Raw genomic sequence first — 19,338 nt, forward strand, 5'->3', positions numbered from 1 at the left:
AATTAGAGGTGAACTAAATGATAAACGGCTAAACTCAAATATAGTTGAGTTTAGCCGTTTTGTTTTTAATTATATTAAAATAACTTTATTCAAATCCTCTTTTGGGGTTCTAGTTGTATCCCTTCCCTATTCCCTACTATGCTTGTGTAATTTTATTAGAAACAAGTAATTTTTCAATGCAAATCGGTAACATGTCTAATAACGTTTCAAATGCGTAATTTACATCTAGACGCTCTGTCCATTGATGTGCATCTTTTCCTACTGGCCCCATATTTAATACTGGAACGTCAAACTCTTCTAGTTCCTTTAGTGGAATCGAATAACCTTTATCCCATAATGGCATATTGTCTACAAGTGAACTCATTGAATCTAGTGGATTCTGTAAGCCCACATAGCTCAAATCTGAAATTCCTCCAAAATAGTTTTGGTTTTCAAATGTAATATTATGATTGAAATGTGCATACTTCTCCATTTCTCCAACTACTTCTTTAATTAACTGGTTGTTGCGTGAACTTACAGCTGGATAATATGGCGGTGCAAAGAATTGCACAATCATCGGTGCTTTTTCTTTACATAAAATAGCTAATTTATCTACTAAATCAATCGTTACCGCACGATCATCTTTATCTTCTCTATTTTTTATAATAGTAGATTGAATTTCATCTATTTTCTCTCGCCCATGTTGTTCAATTGCATACGCGATAAGCTCTTCATACGTTAATACATTTACTTTGAGATTAGGTGGTATGAACGGATTATATTTAGAAAAACGATATGCATGTTTTTCATACGACTCTTCTATCTTCTCTGCTACTTTCGTTACTTTTTGACGTAACAATGAAACGACATCTGTCATTGATTTTTCTAATAAAAACAAATTAAACAATGTGACTGCACGATGCGGAATTTGTACAGAATAATCCTCCTTTAAGTCCCTTTGAAGTAAGTTAGTTGGCGGAGGACTCGCTTCCCCTTCTACAATATCACAAAGGTCTGTATTCAACTCTAATTCTGCTGTTATTAATGAAGCCATATAACTCCCATTTAAGCCTGCAAAAGGTTCGCCTACATGTGTCTCTTTTCCATAGCATAGGAAACCAGGTAACACTTTCCCAATAGAACCAGTATAAATATACTTATTTTGGTCACCAGGATGCCTTGAAAACATAGGCTCTGAATTAAGGACTGTTTTATAATCTAAGTCATGTTCTTTTGCTAAATCTAATAATCTCGGAACAGCAGCTCTCATCCCTACCGAGTTCACTTCTTCATCTGGAACAGCTAATAAAAGAACATTCCCATCAAATCTTCCTTCACAAGCTTGCTCAACCATCGCCATTTGTAATGCGAGGCCGCACTTCATGTCCATTGTTCCTCTGCCAAATAGCCAATCTCCTTGTTCTATATCTTCGCGTACATGATCTGGTAGCTCATCTTTATGAGCATAGAACATAGACGTTAACTTTTTAGGGTTAAATGCATCTTCTTTCCACACTCCGTAATCTTGAACATCTACAACATCAAAATGACTAACAAGAATTACGGTATTTTTCGTACTATCACTTTTCTTTACTAGTGCTGTAACGAAATATCGTCCATCCCCCGTAGGATTTTTTTGTAAATGATGCGGATTTTCTTTGAAGTATTGTAAATCAGATAATTGTTCTACAACAAAGTCTGGCAATATTACTTCAGCTTCTGAACCTGTAATACTAGGAATTTCAACAAGATTGCTTAATAATTTCACCAATTGCTCTTTTGATTGCCACTTTGACATATAAATCCCCCTATTTTTTCCGCATTATGAAAATCAATTCCAATATATGAATAAAAAATGACGACAGCTATCAAAATTATAGTTCTGATGTACTGCCGATTTTTATTGAAATCTCATGAGCTGCTTGTTTTACTTTACGAATAAGAAAAGATAATCGATCATCATTGATGCGATGACTAATTAATCCAATACTTAATGCTCCTACTACTTTATGATTAAAACCTATAATAGGTGCCGCTACTGAAACTGTCCCTTCTGTTTTTTCACCATAACTCACCGCATATCCATCATTTCTTATCTGCTCTATTTGATTGAAAAGAATTTGCTTTTGTTCTGGTACAGAAGAAAGTAGCTGTTCTACAATGTATTCCATTTCATTCTGTTTCATATTGGCAAGCATCGTTTTGTTTGCAGCGCCAATAGAAAGAGGAATTTGTTCCCCTAAGTTATCGATAACACGAATTTTTAAAGGGCTATCAATTCTTTCAATGATAATAGAATGTGTTCCGTTTGGAATGTTCAAATAAACACTTTCTTCCACTTCAAAGGCCAACCGCTTCATCACTTCTCTTGCAACAGACCTGTAGTCAACCTTCTCCAATTGACGTAATCCTATTTCCATCCACATTGGCCCAATTTTGTACTGTTTCGTTTCTGAAATTTGCATAACTAACCCATGCTCGATTAGAGAGTTAAGTAACCTATGTACTGTACTAACCGGGAGATGTGTTCTGTCCGCTATATCAGAAATAGCCCAATACTCTTTTTCATTAGTAGAATTCAATAACTTTATAATACTTATCGCTCGATCAATGGACTGTACCATAACTCACCTCAACTTGACTTGTAATTTGTTAGTACGCTCAATTAACTATCAATTTAACAAAAATTCAAAATGAAATCAATCCATTTATTCAATTTTCTAAAAATAAAAATATACCGCCGATATTTTTTTGAAAGCGGAAACAAAAAAATATTGACATTTCTTTTTAATTATCTGAAAATTATAACAAGATTTCACATCACGGAATACATTCCATAATACGGAAAACATCGATTTTCATACTACCAACTACGAAAGTGAGGAAAACAATGACGCAAGTAAGCAATTCAAACAATGAATTAAAACGTACGATGAAAAGTAGACACTTATTCATGATTGCACTCGGTGGTGTGATTGGAACGGGGTTATTTAATGGATCTGGCTTTATTATAAGCCAAGCTGGACCTGGTGGATCCGTACTTGCCTTTATTGCTGGTGGATTATTAATGTATTTCGTTATGCTTTGTCTTGGGGAGCTTGCTGTAGCTATGCCTGTTTCAGGTTCTTTCCAAGAATATGCAACCAAGTTTATTAACCCTGCAACTGGGTTTACAATCGGATGGTTGTATTGGTTAAGCTGGGCGAACACGACTGGACTTGAATTTACAACTGCTGGAATTACAATGCAGCGCTGGTTTCCTGATATTCCTGTCTGGGTTTGGTGTTTAATATTTGGCGTGACAATATTTACCATTAACGCATTATCTGCTCGTAGTTATGCAGAAACAGAATTTTGGTTTTCAAGTATAAAAGTATCTGCCATTATCGCTTTTATTATTCTTGGCGGCGCCGCTATGTTCGGTTTTATTGATTTAAAAGGCGACGAACCAGCTCCGCTATTATCAAATTTCGTAAATCATGGTGGTTTATTCCCAAATGGACTTGCCGCTATTCTTTTAACAATGGTTACAGTCAATTATTCCTTCCAAGGTACAGAACTTGTTGGAATCGCAGCTGGTGAAAGTGAAGATCCAGCAAAGACTTTACCTCGTTCTATTAGAAATATTATATGGCGCACGATGTTTTTCTTCGTCTTAGCAATCTTCGTTCTCGTTGCTTTAATTCCTTGGGAAGAAGCAGGATTAACGAAAAGCCCATTTGTTGCTGTTTTTGATAACATCGGTATTCCATATGCAGCTGATATTATGAACTTTGTTATTCTTACTGCTGTTCTTTCTGTCGCAAACTCAGGACTGTATGCGGCAACTCGAATGCTTTGGTCATTATCAAAAAATGAAATGGCCCCTGCCTTTTTAAAGAAATTATCATCACGAGGAATACCTTTGAACGCTTTAATCATGACAATCGCTATTTCTGGTTTTTCTCTTTTGACTAGCGTTGTAGCTGCTGAAACTGTTTACTTATGGCTTATTTCAATTTCTGGAGTCATTACAATCATTGTTTGGATGTCGATTTGTGTTTCTCAATTCTTTTTCCGTAAACATTATTTAGCTGAGGGTGGAAAATTAGAGGACTTAAAATTCAAGACCCCGCTTTATCCTCTTGTACCAATTCTTGGTTTTGGATTGTACGGCATTATCTTAATAAGTCTTATCTTTATCCCAGAACAACGACTAGGAATCTATTGCACTGTACCATTTATCATCTTTTGCTATACTTATTATCACTTTAAGATTAAGAAAAGAGTCACTACTAACACGCAAACAGAAACTAAAATTAGCGAAACTATGTAATGTAATGCCTATACATAAAAGACCGCACATTGCTTTCACTCTATGTGCGGTCTTTTATTGCTATACTCCTTTGCTTGAATGGAAAGTTCTGCAATGGATGATATCATTTTCCATAGTATAGAAAACACTACAATGCTAGTAATTGTATTTTTTCACTTTTCATAAGTGAATGATTTTCCTTACGATTGCTGTTTTGATATATTGAATATATATTACTTAAAAATTTGAAAATAGACAGGAGTTATGTACGATGATAAAAGGTTTCGGGGGAATATTTTGGAGAACTAAAAATATCGATGTTGTAAAAAAATGGTACAGCGCAGTATTGAAGATTGACATAGAAAAGTGGAATGGAACTGTAATTAAACCCGAATTAGGAAATGAGACTATTTTTTCTTTCTTTACCGAAGATGATAGTTATTTTCCAACAGAACAACAAGTGATGTTAAATTTCCAAGTACATAATATGAATGAGACTATTCAGCATCTTGAACAAATTGGTGTACCCCTTGAAAAGAAAGAAGAAATTAGTGATTTCGGAAAGTTCATTTGGATTAAAGATCCTGAAGGCCGACTAATCGAGCTTTGGGAGAAATAGTCGGTTATAGTCATTCGTGCTTTCATTCAACAATGTAAGTAAAACAGCAATTCCTTATCAGGATCATCTATCTACTATTTAAACAAAGACGCCCCTTAAATCAAAAATGATTAAGGGGCGTCTTATATATGATGAAATTACAGTTCAGATTTCACTCGAATAGAAACATTGTTTTTCACTAAATTTTTGACGTCTTTAAAGCTAACAAAATTGTTGCTTTTCTCATCCCAAAGACGGAAACGGAGTGATCGCAAGCTTGTAGCCAGAGTAATCGTTGGTACATTTTTTAAAGGAAGCGTATTGTTGTGTGCCTCTTCTAGCTTATAGTTAGGTACTCTTGGGCTTAAATGGTGAACATGATGAAATCCAATGTTACCAGTTAAAAATTGCAAGATTTTTGGAAGTTTATAAAATGAACTTCCTTCTACTGCCGCTTTCACATATTCCCACTCTTTATCTTCTTCAAAATAAGAATCCTCGAATGTGTGCTGTACGTAAAACAACCAAATACCTACTGAACCTGCTATTAAGAATATAGTACCATGTACTAACAGAAACGATTGCCACCCAATTGCCCAGCAAAGTATAGCTACTACCGCAACGATTATAATATTCGTCAAATAAGTATTCATACGTTCTTTCTGTCTAGCACCTTTTCGATTAAATCTATTTTTAAGCAAGAAAACATAAATCGGACCTAATCCAAACATAACGAATGGATTGCGATATAAACGATATGCTAAACGGAGTCTAAATGGTGCCGCCAAATATTCATCCACTGTAAGCGTCCAAATATCTCCTGTACCTCGCTTATCCAAATTACCACTTGTCGCATGATGAATCGCATGTTCATGCCCCCATTGATCAAACGGGAATAATGTTAACACACCCATACATGTCCCTACTATTCTATTTGCACGTCGACTTTTAAAGAATGAATAATGGGTACAATCATGAAAAATAATGAAAATTCGTGTCATAAAACCAGCAGCTAACAGAGATGGAACTAATGATAACCAATAAGAAACAGACAAACTTTTATAAGCAAGGTACCATAAAATAAGAAATGGCACGACTGTGTTAATAAGTTGCCACACACTTTTTTTAATCGTTGATTTTTCATACGGAGCAACTTGTTTTTTTAAATTTTTAGTATTTTCTAATGTCATTTTCTCTAATTCCTTTCCTTTATGTTGCTAGTTCATATTATAGCATACTATTAGTAGTAGGTGTTAAGTCTAGATATAAAAAATATTACATACTGTGAAAATCTCTTTTTTCTTCTCATTACTTACGTCCAAAATAGCACTTATAATAGGATTGAAGGAGCATTCCTCCAAGAAAATTCGGGTTTTTTTCCAATAAATACATAAAAACAAAGTGCTTTTTCACTTCTATGTACCTTTTTTCTTTAAATAGTAAAGAGGTATTTTTCAATTTGTATTTATATAGCAATCTCTTTTTCACAATAAGAATAGAGCTGCTATAAGTCAGTTTCAACGACTTATAGCAGCTCCTCTTCGTTTCACATTATTTTATCGATGAAGCCAAACTGCACCTGCAGACTTGTCTTCAGCTTGGCCTACTACTTCAAACTTAAGTCCTAATTTCGGCAACTTACGTCCTGCATCTGGAATTAGGCTGTTGATGTATTGCTTAGAATCATCAAATTTTGCAACGCCTGGTAATCCTTTATAGTCAAAAATACCGCGAGTTGGTGAATCTACTCTCCATGCTGGCGTTTGATCAAACGAGAATGCCGCATCGGCAATTTGATAACGTGTACTGCTCTTCACAGTCGGTTTTCCGTTTAATGTCCCTACGATTGCCTCCGGATGAGAATCTACTACTCCTAGGAATCCTTCACCTGGATGAACCCCTACCCAGTTATCTGTAAAGCTTTGATCCGCATACCATACAACCATTCCTGTATTAAATACTGGACCACGCGCATGTTGTAACGCCGTGTCAGAACCAGCGTAATTTCTCCACTCTACATAGTAGTTATTTTTTTTCTGTTCAAATCCATTTGACACAGTAAAACCTTTTAATGTCATTGCTGGATGCCCTTCTGCATCATCAGAGAAAACAACTTTTCCATCTACAGTTAAAGCGGCATTATCTAATGCAAATCCTTTATAAGCTACTGCAATATCTGTTATATATTCAAATTGCAGTTTTACTTTTTTTCCTTTGAATTTGCTTAAATCATAGGACTTATCAACCCACTTACCATCAGTTGTATCCGCACCGCCTTTTACATCCTTTTCGCCCATTCTATCAATACGTGTCTTCGTTCCATCTTCCGCAATCGCATTTACATCAAGGAAATCATACTTCGCTTCAAGTTCGTAGAATGCTTTATAATCGAACTTAGCATCCGTTGCATTCGTTAAGTCAAATACTGGTGTCTCAAGTGTTGTATGAATGTCATTTCCTTTTGTACTGTAATAGAATTTCTTACCAAATGCCGATTCAATATTTTTTATATCTTTGTCCGGCAAGTTAACACGAATGATTCCTGGTCGTTTTGATTTTGTAGTACTTTGATCTAAATAAGTTGCAACGCCGATTCCCTTGCTAAGTTTATCATAATCAACTTCGAGAATATTCGCCCAGTTCCCCTTCATATTCTTTTGGAAAAACTCTTTGTTTTGCGGTGAGAAACTTGTTGGCTCTGTTCCTGCAATTTTTCCAGCCCAACTACCACCGCTCATAAGAGACCAAGACTCAACAGGCTCACCTTGTCCCGAGTACTTTGTATCATACTCATCTGGTAGGCCTAAATCGTGACCATACTCATGTGCAAACACACCAACTGCTCCGTCTTCAGGCTCGATTGTATAATCGTATGCAGCCATCTTTCCGCCCCAATTCGAAACAGAAGATTTTGTACCATCAATTGCATATGGTTTTGATCCAAGTTTTGAACGATGAGACCAAATCGCATCATCTTTCAATTTACCACCGCCGGCTTCTTGACCCACGCCAGCATGTACAACCATTAAATGATCAATAATACCATCTGGCTCGTTTTTATTTCCATCACCATCTTGATCGTATTGATCAAATTGGTCATAATCTGCTAAATTGATCCCTTTTGCTACTGCTGCTTTTAATGCTTCTTTCACAAAATCACGTGGCCCTAAAGGACCTTTGTTGTCATGACCAGTCCCTGCATCCGCACCGTAATCCGAAGCCTTTCCTGGAACAGTAAGCCATTCCGTTACAGTTCCATCAACTGTGTAACTACCACCAGATTGTTCTTCATAATATTGTTTAAATGTGTTAATTTTTGATCCATCAAATAATGTAAATGGCTCATCACCAAATAACATTTTTTGATAATGTTCACGATTAAAGTCCTTAGAATACATGTATCCTGGCTCTTGATCAATATTATTATGCTTAAAATCACTAAATTCTACGAGTAAAACAAGTACTTTATCTTTTCGAACATCCCCATTGTATTCTTCTTGCTTCGCAGGTGTAGTAGGTACTTTTCCATTTAACTTTCCAGTGCTTAAGCCTGCACCTTGTCCAGCTACCGGTCCTACTTCAGGTTGCTGCGCCTGTTCATTTTCTTTCATTTTTGCATCTTTTACTTTTTTCATAAAATCAGAAGCTTCTTGCGTAAGACTATCTCCTGTCAAAATTTCTTTCCCAGGGTTTTCCCCTTTCTTTTTCTCAACATATTTTTCAACAGCCTTTGATGTTTCAGCTTGTGATGCAGATTGATCAATTACGCCCCGTTGTTTTAGCGCTTCTGCCAAACGCTCTTCCGGTATTAAATGTTCATCTATTGGTAGAGATGATGTTGGTGTCTCTGCATACGCTACATGACTTCCAAAAGCAAATGTACTACTTAGCACTGCCGCTGTTGCTAATACTGATAAAGGTTTTAACTTCTTGTTCTTTTTCAATGCATTTCCTCCCCCGATTGTTGAGAATTATCGTTTTTTATCGATAAGAACATAATATTCGTTATAATGTGAATATTCAATATTTAATTAACGCACAATTGTTGAGAAATATTTTTTATGTAATGTGAAATAAACAAGAAGATAGTAACCTATTACGGTGTAATATAAAAACATTTATGATATAATACAAAAAATCGCTAACCACTTAGCCTATCAAGGATAAATGGTTAGCGATTTTTTAACGAGAATGCTTTATAAATAAATGAATTGCTTCTTCTGGTACATAGAACTTTCCATTACTTTCAACGACGACGCTTCCTAATTCATAATCTTTTCCACCGATTCGGATGATATTTTTATTAGCAAATAATTGAGCTTCCTCTTTATTTCGTTTTACTATGAGGGTCCAATTTGTTGTATCCGTTTTGTCAATCGTTACAGTTGCACCAATTCTCTTAAAGGCTACTTTACTCTCTACAAATAATTCATTTGTTAATTCTTCTAAGTTAAAGCCCATTGATTTTGCCATAGTTTTCGCAATGTCCGTATTTTGGACTAAGTCTTTTGGTTTTTGAGGTCCATAAGAGTATAAAAATACGTCTTCACCTGTATGACCGCCTGTCGTAAAACCAATGTTTGCACGATTAGCCAATAATGTAGTAAGTATCGGGCCTACATCATTTTTCTTTTGAGCTGCTTTTAACTTTTCTTTTTCTTCTTGCTTTAAATTGTCCAGACCATATAATGTAGCTACATCTCCTACATTTGATAAATCACTTTTCAGTTTATTTGTAGCACCTTCAAGTGTCATTTTTGCCTTTTTCAGTGGGTTTATGTAAGCTGCTACCGGGGTCGTCTTATATTCTTTTGTCGTATTCATATTGCCAATAGAAATTCCGCTGTTACCATGGTCAGCTACAGCGATGAGCAACGTATTCCCGTCTTTTTGGGCAAATTGTAACGCTTTTGCTACCGCTTCATCAAATGCCAATACATCACTAATCATCCCAATTGGGTCATTCGCATGCGCTGCCCAATCAGGTTTACTTCCTTCTATAAATAAAAAGAAGCCATCTTTATCTTTAGATAATGTATGAATTGCTTTTTCTGTCATTTGAGAAAGTGTTGGTTGCTCCGGATTCGTTGCTGCACGATCCATATCGAACGCAAGTGCAGTATGAGAGAAAGAGCCCCAAATTTTATTTGATGTAGCGTTCAATAATGCATCTTTCGTTTCAACAAAGTCGTATCCTTTGTTTTGAATTACTTTTACTAAATCTTCACCATCTTTTCGAATCCCACTACTTTTTACAGGTAGAAGTGATGCTTTTCCCCCACCTAATACGACATCTATATTTTGATATACTTGCTGCTCCGCAATTACGTCAAAATGCTTGCGATTGGCATGGTGAGCCGAGAACCCAGCCGGAGTAGCATGCTGAATTTCAGATGTTGCAACAATTCCAGTAGCACGTCCAGTGCGTTTTGCCCCTTCTAAAACATTGGCAACTGGTCTCATCCAGTCCTCTTCTGTTATTGGCTTTACACGAGGTGAATTCACAATAGAAGGTAATACGCCTACATACCCTGCATTCGATTTATTCCCTGTTGCTAATGCTGTAGCTGCTGGGGCTGAGTCTGTAATAGCTGATTCTGCTGAATAGGTACGAACGCCCCCTGTTACAATTTCATCTAACGCGAGCGGTGCCCCTTTATACAATCGAGCCAATGTTGTCGCCGAAGAACTCGTTCCGTCCATAACCATCATTATTACATTTTTCGGCTGGTGTTCTCCTTTTTTCGTCTCAGCTTTTATCTCACTATCTTTCATTATTATTCCTGTCCCTAACATACTTAAGGTTATCATGAGTCCTATTATCTTTTTACTACAATTCGACATAGCTGTCCCTCCATAGACTATTTCATCTTTGTATGTATACAAGACGGTAATCTCCCGCTGTATTTATGCAAGTTTATAATAGTAATCCCCTATTATCACGAAGCTAACAACAACTTGTTTCCTAAAAAATAAAAAAACGATTATCCTGTAATTGAAAGGATAATCGTTTTTTTACTTTTCATTTAATTGGAGAAACTTTAAAAATATAATCCCATAATTATTTTCTATAAAACAATTCGTTTCTCAGTTTCTAAGTCGAAATAATGAACTTTTTCCATGTTCAAAACTAAATCTATATTTGATTGACTTTTCACATCTAAAGAAGTATCCACACGTGCAACAAAAGATTGTCCGTTTAGGCTAGAATATAGATATGTTTCCGCCCCCATTAATTCTGCTACATCAATACATACCGTTACTTTTGCGTTATATGATAACGCCTCGATTGCTTTTCCATAATAAAAGTCTTCTGGACGTATCCCTATTATAATTTCTTTATTCGTATAGCCCTTATTTCGCAAGCCCTTCATTTTCTCTTCTGGTACTTCAATTTCCCACTTATCAACCATAAGCGCGTTATCTGTTAATAATCCTTTAAAAAAATTCATTCCAGGAGAGCCAATGAATCCTCCAACAAATACATTCTCAGGATTTTCATACACTTCTTTCGGTGTACCGACTTGTTGTACAATCCCATCTTTTAACACAACAAGGCGGGTTGCCATCGTCATAGCTTCTATTTGATCATGCGTAACATACACAGTTGTTGTTTGCAGTTGCTTGTGTAATTTTGTAATCTCAGCACGCATTTGAACACGCAACTTCGCATCTAAGTTTGATAAAGGCTCGTCCATTAAAAATACCTTCGCATTTCGAACAATCGCCCTTCCTAAAGCGACACGTTGGCGTTGTCCACCTGAAAGTGCTTTTGGCTTTCTACTTAAATACTGATCAAGCCCAAGAATTTTCGCTGCATGTTGCACACGCTGGTCAATTTCTTCTTTACTATACTTTCGTAGTTTTAACCCAAATGCCATGTTTTCATAAACACTCATATGTGGATAAAGCGCGTAGTTTTGAAATACCATTGCAATGTCTCTATCTTTCGGTGTAACATCATTTACACGCTTTCCATCAATATAAAAATCGCCCTCTGAAATCTCTTCAAGTCCTGCAATCATACGTAATGTTGTAGATTTCCCACACCCTGAAGGACCAACCAAAACGATAAATTCGCCATCATTTACTTCTAGATTAAAATCTTTTACGATTGTCACATCATGATCATATTTTTTGTAAATGTTTTTGAATGATAGTTGAGCCATAATATCCTCCTAGAAATTGAGCTGTTTTTATAAGTACTCTTATTGAGAAAATTCGGTGTACAGTTGTTTTATAAAACTTTCGAAATATCCTTCATACTATCTAAAATATAATCAGCTTTTCCTTCTAAATCTTCTTTTCTACTTGCACCGGATAAGACGCCCACTACTTTAATATTACTATTTCTCGCAAATGTAACGTCTGTTAATGTATCACCTACCATAAGTACATCTTCCTCAGCTAATGAGAATTGTTCTTTAAACATATGATAAAAATCACTTTCAGGTTTTGTTCTATTCACACCATCATCTGCACCTAAAAAATCTACGTAATCATATAACTCGGTCATTTTTAGAGAATGAATCGCAGCATCAACATCGTCTGCCGTAACAACGCCAATAATATATTCATTTTCTTTTAAATATCGTAACGTTTCCTTTGCACCTTCCACTTCTGTAAATATAAGATCATCTGCAGTAGAGTACTTTTTGAATAAAAGACATACGTCATGAATGAAATTCTTTTTATCTACATGTTGACTTTCTAACAACGAATACCATGCAGCCGCAATAAAGTAATTTGTGCGACAAGCTAGTAAACTCGTACTCTCAAAATCATTATCATTCATACCAATAATCGATAAGTAATCATCTCGTTTACTTGTTTCATTTGGATACGTTTGAAATATATCATCTAACACACGATGTACAATTTTGTACCAAACGGAATCTAACTGTATTAATGTTCCATCTTTATCAAAAATAATTGCTTTATTCACTTTTTATTCCCCCTATAATTTCATCCCATGTTTTTACATTTTTATACTGTACTTTATTATGAATAGGATTAATAAACGCTACTAATTCATCCTCTTCCCATCCCTCAACCCTAGCGTATTCCCCTTCAGTTAAAGAGAATACAAAGGTTACATCGCAGCCAGGTTTTTGTTCTATCATTTGCCCATTTATTATTAGTCTCCAATCACACGGTTTGTCAGTAGCAATGCTGTAAATAATATTTCCCTTAGCCTCATCACCGACATATATCGCTTCCCCTTCATTTTGAATATCTATCACTAGTTTTCTAAAACGTGAGAAATAAATTCGTCCCTTTTTGATTGCAGATTTTAAGTTTTTCATAGATAAACCGTTACATAATACATATGTTCCTGGATCACCGTAAATGGATGGGTCTTTTGATCCTGGGAATGTTTTAGACGGATGTAAATGCGAATCACTTCCTCCTATCCCCCAAATTTTAAGACCATTTGCCCACATTTGATCGAAACAACGTAAAGCTTCTAAAGTGGATGATTTACTTTTTTTATAAGTTGGGTCACACATAATTTCCATCGTATGAACATGTTCTAAATCGATATTCACTTGGTTCGCCCAAGGTTTCATAAATGGGTGATTCACACTCAATAAATAGCCTTTTTCCTTCATCAATGAAAATAGTACGTTCATATTTTCAGCGCTAAATGATTCATCTACATACTTTGTAAAGTCAGCGTATTCCTTTATCCCGAATATATTGTAATGACCGTACGGAGTTGTAAGTTCCATAGATGGTATAATTAATGTGTTTCCTTTTTCATACGATGGCATTACGATATTGTGCTCCGTTGCATATAAAAAATCTAATTCTTGTTTTTCGCATACTTTCATTCCAAGTTCATCATCTATCTCGCCATCAGTTAAATCTGTGTGTTCATGAAATTCTCCTTTGTACCAGCGATGTTCTTCATTTATCACCTTATTAAAACGGTCATCATCGATAAAAACATTTTCCTTACAAAAGTGCTCTCTATTATACTTTCGTTCCAACTGATCGTTCACTACTATATTTACTGTGTAGTCAACTTTTGCCCCAGTAAATTTCACTACTTTCTTTGCACAATGAGGGATATATATGACTTCCAATTCCCAATTACCTGACTGTATTTCTCCTCCACTACACCCTGCGGAACAAAACTTTACATCTTTCGATACGACTAGTTTTTCATTTGCAACTGGCGTTTGATATTGTATACGTACATAACCGCTAGGATCTCTTACGATTAATAAAAGCGGGATTTTCTGGCTATCCCCTTGATCAATCGTTAATGTGAAATTTTTAATATCAGTTTCATCCATTTGGAAACAATGTTTATTTATTACGAATGGAGAAAGTGTTATCGTACTTGTTATTTCGATCATCGTTCTCACACCTTTTTCCGTTTTCCGTTTTAATGAAGGTCATTTAGAAGCACTTCCTGTGTTCAAAAGCACCTCATGTAATATTACTTCTTCTTTTTCAAAACTTTATCTAACTCTTCTTGTGCAACTTTAGCTGCTTCATCTAATGCTTTTTTCGCTGGAATTCCTTCAATCTCTACTTTATCTTTCGCTACATTTAAGGCATCATTGATTTTCCCGCCCGTTGGATCAACAAATGGTCCCACTCCATAATTGTTAGCTTGTTCTAATGGAACTAATGCTTGTGGTTGTTTTTTGACAAATTCAGCATATGGGCCGTAATCTGTTACATTGTTACGAACAGGGATATATCCTGTAGCCATAGACCATTCAGCCGTTTTCTCCGTACTTGTCGCAAACTTCATAAAGTCATATGCGCCTTTTGCTACTTCTGGATCAATATTTCTCGTTAATGTAAATAAATATGTTTCTAGTTTTGGCGCTGGTTTATTATTACCCCAAGCAGGCTGAGGTAATGCTTCAAATGTGTTAAGGCGTTCTTCTTCTGTCATTCCTTTTCCTAATGATTTAAAAACAAATCCTTGGTCACCAGATGATCCTGTAAATCCTAGCGTTCTACCTTCAACTAAATCAATTACTGTTTTATCCCAATATTCCCATCCAGTACCACCTGAATGTATTTTCATAATTTTATCTTCATGAAGCCATGTACGGAATTTCTCCCATACCGTAACCCAAGTGTCATCGTTAATTAATACTTTGGTACCATCTTCACTTAATACATTTCCGCCAGCACTGCGAACCGCATCAATTAAATTGGAAGTTCCCCACATTGGCATCCAGCCCGCATATGATACATTTCCATTTTGACCACGTTTTGCGACTGTTTTTGCTACTTTTTCTACACCTTCCCACGTCTTTAAATCATCTTTTGTAAAACCATTCTCCGCTAATGCTTTTTTATTGTAATAAAAAATTTGTGTTGTACCGTAAAACGGAATTCCATACAACTTATCGTTAATCGTTGCTTGCTCCATAAACCCTTTTCCATAATCTTCTTTTTTGAAATTAGTATCATTTTTAACATATTCATCTATAGGTACGATTAACTGTTTTTTAGCATATTCTTGAACGACATCTGAACCTAGTAATGCAATTGCTTCTTGATTATTTGCTGCAAATCCACTTTGTAATTTTTGATAAGACTCATCATAGCTACCAGCTTTTGTCGTTTTCACTACATATTTGTCCTGGCTTTTATTGTATTCTTCTACAATCTTATCTACACGATCTGCAAGAGAACCTCCTACTCCGTTAATGAATGGAACAACAACCTTCTCTCCTTCTTTACTCGCTTTAACCGTACTTCCTTTTCCGCCTGAACATCCCGCAAGTGCGCTTACAAACAATGTTATAACTGTTAGAAGCATGAATAGTTTTTTCATCCCACAGATCCCCTTTACTATTTAATTACCCCTTTATTCCTGAATCAGTAACACCAGATAAAAACCATTTTTGTAGAATTAAAAATACGATTAGGAGTGGCACTGTTGCGATTGTACTTGCAACCATAATGTGTGACCAATCTCTTCCTAAGGAACTATTAATGAAATAATCAGCAATTCCATTCGTAATTAACTTTTGCGTATTATCTTTCAAAATAAGAGCTGGCCAGACGTAATTATTATAATTACCAATAAACGTGACCAATCCTAATGTTACAAATGATGATCGTGTCATTGGGAAAATAATCTTCCAAAGAATACGCCAATCACTTGCCCCATCAATTTTGGCTGCTTCAACTATTTCAAAACCAACTTTGTGGAACGATTGTTTTAAATAGAAAATACCGAATACGCTAACAGCCATAGAAATCATGTATCCAAAATGAGAATCAAGCAGACCAAATTTCCCTAGCATTACATATACAGGAACATACGAAACAGCTCCAGGGATCATATACGTTGCCATTACAACACTAAATGTAATATTTTTACCTTTAAACTTGTAAAATGCCAACATATAAGCAAACAGTGCAGATGAAACAAGCACATATATTGTAATGAGGAAAGATGTATAAAAACTATTAAATAAATATGTGTTAAATGGTAGTATGTCTAATACTTGTCGATAATTTTCCCAATGAAATTCTTTAGGCCAAAAGCCTCCTTGTAATACTTCACTAGATGTTTTAAACGAGCCAAGTACCATCCATATGAACGGAAAAACAAATAGTATACTTGATAGAGCTAGAAAGAGATGCTTTACGATTAATGGACCTTTGTTCATATTATTCACCTTAATAGTTCACCCACTTATCACCTATTATTTTGTTTATAACAGATAGTAGAATTGTAATGATTAGTATGATAAATGCGATTGCTGTTGCAGATCCCATATCAAACTGTTCAAACCCTTGTTGGAAGAATAAATACAGTAACGTACGCGTCGAACCACTAGGTCCACCTTGTGTTAAAATTTTTATTTGATCGTAAGCCTGCACTGAAGAAATTGTATTAACGACAACTAAGAAGAAAGTTGTTGATGAAACCATTGGCAGTGTTACATATCTAAATTTCTGCCATACATTTGCTCCATCAATACTAGCTGCTTCATATAAACTATCTGGAACTTTTTCTAATGCGCCGATATAGAAAATCATTGTCCAACCAACTAATTTCCAAACAGTCATTATAATGACCGCTAACATCGCTGTTTGACTACTCTGAAGCCAGTCCAAACCAGGTATTCCGAAAAAGTTTAGCACTTTATTAATAACTCCAAATTGAGGTTCATATAAGAGTGACCACACAATGGATACAGCTATTGTTGGCGTTACCCATGGTGAAAAGATCATTAATTGATACAATGCAGAACCTTTGAATTTCTTTCGGAAAAATAATGCGAACCCTAAGCCTAATGCAATCGTCGGAATGACTGTTCCAATTCCGAAATAAAACGTATTGAGCAATGCTTGCATAAAAGAATCTTGTGTAAATAAATTGAAATAGTTTTCTAAACCAACAAAGTTAAAATCATTCGTCATAAAATCCCAATCAGTAAAACTAATACCTAAACTAATGAAATTCGGAATAATCCAAAACAAGATTAGAGGTATTCCAACTGGTATTAAAAAGAACACAGCTTTTGATAGTTTTATTTGCATTCTTGCCACCCCCTAATTCATATTGTACGAGTTCATTATTAACACAATGTTGTTAATTTGTTAACTAATTGTAAAAACAACAAATTAACAAAACAAAACAACATATAAACAAAAAGAAGGCTATTCCTCAACTTACTAAGAAATAGCCTTCTTTTTGTTTTTCTATACTGTTATTATTTCTACTCCATTACTTGTTAACACACTTTCCCACGCTTCATCAAGTTTCGCATTCGTATATAATGCATCTATATCACTAAAACTCCCGCTTTTATAAAACTTTGTTAAATTAAACTTTGATTCATCAGCCATCATTACAACTTGTTTTGCATTATTTTTTAACTGCTTATATATTTGAGCATCTTCAATATATGAACATGTTAGTTCTTTTTCTAATGAAATGCCATCACACGAAGCAAATAACTTATTAACAGTGAAATGATCAAGATAGTTTAACGTCATTTCTCCAGACAGTGCTAATGAATTTGTATTCAATATTCCTCCTATGACTATTAACCTGCAATCAAAGGAATCGTACTGTTCTTTCAGCTCAATAATTTTATTCACAGCCGGTATCGAGTTTGTTAAAATCGTCAAATTCTTTCTATCGTATATGTAATCTAAAATTTGCATTGTAGTTGTCCCAATTTCAATTGCGATAATATCATTATCTTCTACGAGTTTACTTGCTTCCATTGCAATTTTTCGTTTTTCTTCAATATTCTCAGATCGACGTTTATCAAAATGAAATTCTAGTGATTGATCTTTTTTCTTAATTGCCCCACCATGTATTTTCGTAAGCTGCCCTTCCTTATGCAACATATCCAAATCTCTTCGTATCGTTTCTGTTGTAACATTTAGTACTTTCGCTAAATCATTTACCATCACTCGATTATACTTTTCCAACTCATCTAGTATGTGTTTTCTTCGTTCAAACTGTGTGTACGATTTCATTTCATTAACACCTCGTCTAATTACGCAAAATATTGATTTTCTAAACACTCTTAATATACAAAAGTTTTAATCATTACTTTTAACATAACATCATTTACAGAAATAAGGAACGATTATATTCATTTTAATTCAAAATTTATTTAACAATAAAAACATGATTATAATAAATAAAAATTTATTGTTAAACAATAAATTTCATGTTAAATTTAAAAGATATTAAATAAATGAGGTGCTTTTTATGAAACAAGGATCCACACTCTTTTTAAAAACCGTTGTGATTCTAATCGGAATCCCTGTTCTAGCTATGTGTATATTTTTGGTCCCTAAAATTGGGAATTTCGCAGCTGAATTGTATCCCGATATTGCATTTATAAAATATCTTGTCTTTATCAATTTATATGCAACGGCTATACCTTTTTACTACGCCCTGTATCAAGCTTTTAAACTGTTAAGCTATATTGATAAAAACAATGCTTTCTCGGAATTGTCTGTTAGCGCTTTAAAAAATATAAAATACTGCGCTATGACAATCAGCATCTTGTACCTATTAGGCATGCCACTCTTTTATCTCATTGCGGAGAGAGATGACGCTCCAGGCTTTATCATTATTGGCATGATCATGATTCTTGCATCAATGGTTATCGCGGTCTTTGCTGCCGTTCTCCAAAGGCTTTTACAAGATGCGATAGATATAAAATCAGAAAACGATTTGACGGTCTGAGGTGATACATATGGCAATAATAATTAATATTGATGTAATGCTTGCTAAACGGAAAATGAGTGTCACAGAGCTGACTGATAAAGTTGGGATTACGATGGCTAACCTTTCTATTTTGAAAAACGGAAAAGCAAAAGCAATTCGATTTTCCACTTTAGAAGCAATTTGTAAAGCATTAGAGTGCCAACCTGGGGATATTTTAGAATATCGACCAGAAGATACCGAATAAAAAAGAGTCCTTCATACGAGAAGGACTCTTTTGATTGC

16 protein-coding genes are annotated in these 19,338 nt (G+C 35.1%); 4 read left to right on the forward strand and 12 right to left on the reverse strand.

Translation table 11 applies throughout. The features are described 5' to 3' along the window. Positions 1 to 136: 136 nt before the first annotated feature. Positions 137 to 1,777, reverse strand: coding sequence for a M20/M25/M40 family metallo-hydrolase (locus DN410_RS05560; protein ID WP_149175708.1), 1,641 nt, complete (start codon positions 1,775 to 1,777; stop codon positions 137 to 139). Positions 1,778 to 1,853: 76 nt separating this feature from the next. Beyond that, complete coding sequence (locus DN410_RS05565) at positions 1,854 to 2,603, reverse strand: IclR family transcriptional regulator (RefSeq protein ID WP_149175709.1); 750 nt, start codon at positions 2,601 to 2,603, stop codon at positions 1,854 to 1,856. Between the two features lie 266 nt (positions 2,604 to 2,869). On the opposite strand from DN410_RS05565, the gene DN410_RS05575 reads away from it, so the two are divergent. Both DN410_RS05575 and DN410_RS05580 read left to right on the forward strand, forming a co-directional pair. Then, positions 2,870 to 4,294: an amino acid permease gene (locus tag DN410_RS05575; RefSeq protein ID WP_149175710.1), complete on the forward strand. Its 1,425-nt coding sequence runs from the start codon at positions 2,870 to 2,872 to the stop codon at positions 4,292 to 4,294. Positions 4,295 to 4,544: 250 nt separating this feature from the next. Continuing rightward, complete coding sequence (locus DN410_RS05580) at positions 4,545 to 4,892, forward strand: VOC family protein (RefSeq protein ID WP_149175711.1); 348 nt, start codon at positions 4,545 to 4,547, stop codon at positions 4,890 to 4,892. A 137-nt stretch (positions 4,893 to 5,029) separates the two neighbouring features. Here the strand turns inward: DN410_RS05580 and desA are convergent, their stop codons facing one another. The 10 genes from desA to DN410_RS05630 form a co-directional block, all read right to left on the reverse strand. Then, entirely contained in the window at positions 5,030 to 6,061 is a 1,032-nt protein-coding gene (gene desA / locus DN410_RS05585; protein ID WP_149175712.1) for a Delta(5) desaturase DesA, read from the reverse strand. 366 nt (positions 6,062 to 6,427) lie between these two features. Next, positions 6,428 to 8,815: an immune inhibitor A domain-containing protein gene (locus DN410_RS05590; protein WP_149175713.1), complete on the reverse strand. Its 2,388-nt coding sequence runs from the start codon at positions 8,813 to 8,815 to the stop codon at positions 6,428 to 6,430. Between the two features lie 238 nt (positions 8,816 to 9,053). Then, positions 9,054 to 10,715 carry an alkaline phosphatase gene (locus tag DN410_RS05595; RefSeq protein ID WP_149175714.1) on the reverse strand — a complete coding sequence of 554 codons (1,662 nt, stop codon included), beginning with the start codon at positions 10,713 to 10,715 and terminating at the stop codon, positions 9,054 to 9,056. A gap of 224 nt (positions 10,716 to 10,939) precedes the next feature. Further along, positions 10,940 to 12,040 (reverse strand): ABC transporter ATP-binding protein, encoded by a 1,101-nt coding sequence (locus tag DN410_RS05600; protein ID WP_149175715.1) that lies wholly within the window; start codon positions 12,038 to 12,040, stop codon positions 10,940 to 10,942. A 68-nt stretch (positions 12,041 to 12,108) separates the two neighbouring features. Further along, positions 12,109 to 12,816 carry an HAD family hydrolase gene (locus DN410_RS05605; RefSeq protein WP_149175716.1) on the reverse strand — a complete coding sequence of 236 codons (708 nt, stop codon included), beginning with the start codon at positions 12,814 to 12,816 and terminating at the stop codon, positions 12,109 to 12,111. After that, complete coding sequence (locus DN410_RS05610) at positions 12,809 to 14,236, reverse strand: CehA/McbA family metallohydrolase (protein WP_149175717.1); 1,428 nt, start codon at positions 14,234 to 14,236, stop codon at positions 12,809 to 12,811. The genes DN410_RS05605 and DN410_RS05610 overlap by 8 nt, the downstream gene beginning before the upstream one ends. A gap of 83 nt (positions 14,237 to 14,319) precedes the next feature. Continuing rightward, a complete protein-coding gene (locus DN410_RS05615) occupies positions 14,320 to 15,681 on the reverse strand; it encodes an extracellular solute-binding protein (RefSeq protein ID WP_149175718.1) in 1,362 nt (453 codons plus the stop codon). A gap of 25 nt (positions 15,682 to 15,706) precedes the next feature. Then, complete coding sequence (locus tag DN410_RS05620) at positions 15,707 to 16,525, reverse strand: carbohydrate ABC transporter permease (protein WP_001032572.1); 819 nt, start codon at positions 16,523 to 16,525, stop codon at positions 15,707 to 15,709. 10 nt (positions 16,526 to 16,535) lie between these two features. Beyond that, complete coding sequence (locus DN410_RS05625; RefSeq protein ID WP_149175719.1) at positions 16,536 to 17,402, reverse strand: carbohydrate ABC transporter permease; 867 nt, start codon at positions 17,400 to 17,402, stop codon at positions 16,536 to 16,538. 162 nt (positions 17,403 to 17,564) lie between these two features. Then, on the reverse strand, positions 17,565 to 18,353 hold the full coding sequence (locus DN410_RS05630; RefSeq protein WP_149175720.1) for a DeoR/GlpR family DNA-binding transcription regulator: 789 nt from the start codon (positions 18,351 to 18,353) through the stop codon (positions 17,565 to 17,567). A 238-nt stretch (positions 18,354 to 18,591) separates the two neighbouring features. Between DN410_RS05630 and DN410_RS05635 the strand changes: the two genes are divergently transcribed. Continuing rightward, positions 18,592 to 19,074: a DUF2975 domain-containing protein gene (locus DN410_RS05635; RefSeq protein ID WP_149175721.1), complete on the forward strand. Its 483-nt coding sequence runs from the start codon at positions 18,592 to 18,594 to the stop codon at positions 19,072 to 19,074. 10 nt (positions 19,075 to 19,084) lie between these two features. Then, positions 19,085 to 19,300 (forward strand): helix-turn-helix domain-containing protein, encoded by a 216-nt coding sequence (locus DN410_RS05640; protein ID WP_000974633.1) that lies wholly within the window; start codon positions 19,085 to 19,087, stop codon positions 19,298 to 19,300. Positions 19,301 to 19,338 lie beyond the last annotated feature (38 nt).

The sequence above is a fragment of the Bacillus sp. SH5-2 genome, from assembly GCF_008368905.1.
In the GTDB taxonomy this organism is placed as follows: domain Bacteria; phylum Bacillota; class Bacilli; order Bacillales; family Bacillaceae_G; genus Bacillus_A; species Bacillus_A luti.

Excerpts from the sequence above, each read along its gene's own strand:
- DN410_RS05560 (WP_149175708.1), bottom strand. The coding sequence starts at position 1,777 with ATGTCAAAGTGGCAATCAAAAGAGCAATTGGTGAAATTATTAAGCAAT.
- DN410_RS05565 (WP_149175709.1), bottom strand. The coding sequence starts at position 2,603 with ATGGTACAGTCCATTGATCGAGCGATAAGTATTATAAAGTTATTGAAT.
- DN410_RS05575 (WP_149175710.1), top strand. The coding sequence starts at position 2,870 with ATGACGCAAGTAAGCAATTCAAACAATGAATTAAAACGTACGATGAAA.
- DN410_RS05580 (WP_149175711.1), top strand. The coding sequence starts at position 4,545 with ATGATAAAAGGTTTCGGGGGAATATTTTGGAGAACTAAAAATATCGAT.
- desA (WP_149175712.1), bottom strand. The coding sequence starts at position 6,061 with ATGACATTAGAAAATACTAAAAATTTAAAAAAACAAGTTGCTCCGTAT.
- DN410_RS05595 (WP_149175714.1), bottom strand. The coding sequence starts at position 10,715 with ATGTCGAATTGTAGTAAAAAGATAATAGGACTCATGATAACCTTAAGT.
- DN410_RS05600 (WP_149175715.1), bottom strand. The coding sequence starts at position 12,040 with ATGGCTCAACTATCATTCAAAAACATTTACAAAAAATATGATCATGAT.
- DN410_RS05610 (WP_149175717.1), bottom strand. The coding sequence starts at position 14,236 with ATGATCGAAATAACAAGTACGATAACACTTTCTCCATTCGTAATAAAT.
- DN410_RS05615 (WP_149175718.1), bottom strand. The coding sequence starts at position 15,681 with ATGAAAAAACTATTCATGCTTCTAACAGTTATAACATTGTTTGTAAGC.
- DN410_RS05620 (WP_001032572.1), bottom strand. The coding sequence starts at position 16,525 with ATGAACAAAGGTCCATTAATCGTAAAGCATCTCTTTCTAGCTCTATCA.
- DN410_RS05625 (WP_149175719.1), bottom strand. The coding sequence starts at position 17,402 with ATGCAAATAAAACTATCAAAAGCTGTGTTCTTTTTAATACCAGTTGGA.
- DN410_RS05630 (WP_149175720.1), bottom strand. The coding sequence starts at position 18,353 with ATGAAATCGTACACACAGTTTGAACGAAGAAAACACATACTAGATGAG.
- DN410_RS05635 (WP_149175721.1), top strand. The coding sequence starts at position 18,592 with ATGAAACAAGGATCCACACTCTTTTTAAAAACCGTTGTGATTCTAATC.
- DN410_RS05640 (WP_000974633.1), top strand. The coding sequence starts at position 19,085 with ATGGCAATAATAATTAATATTGATGTAATGCTTGCTAAACGGAAAATG.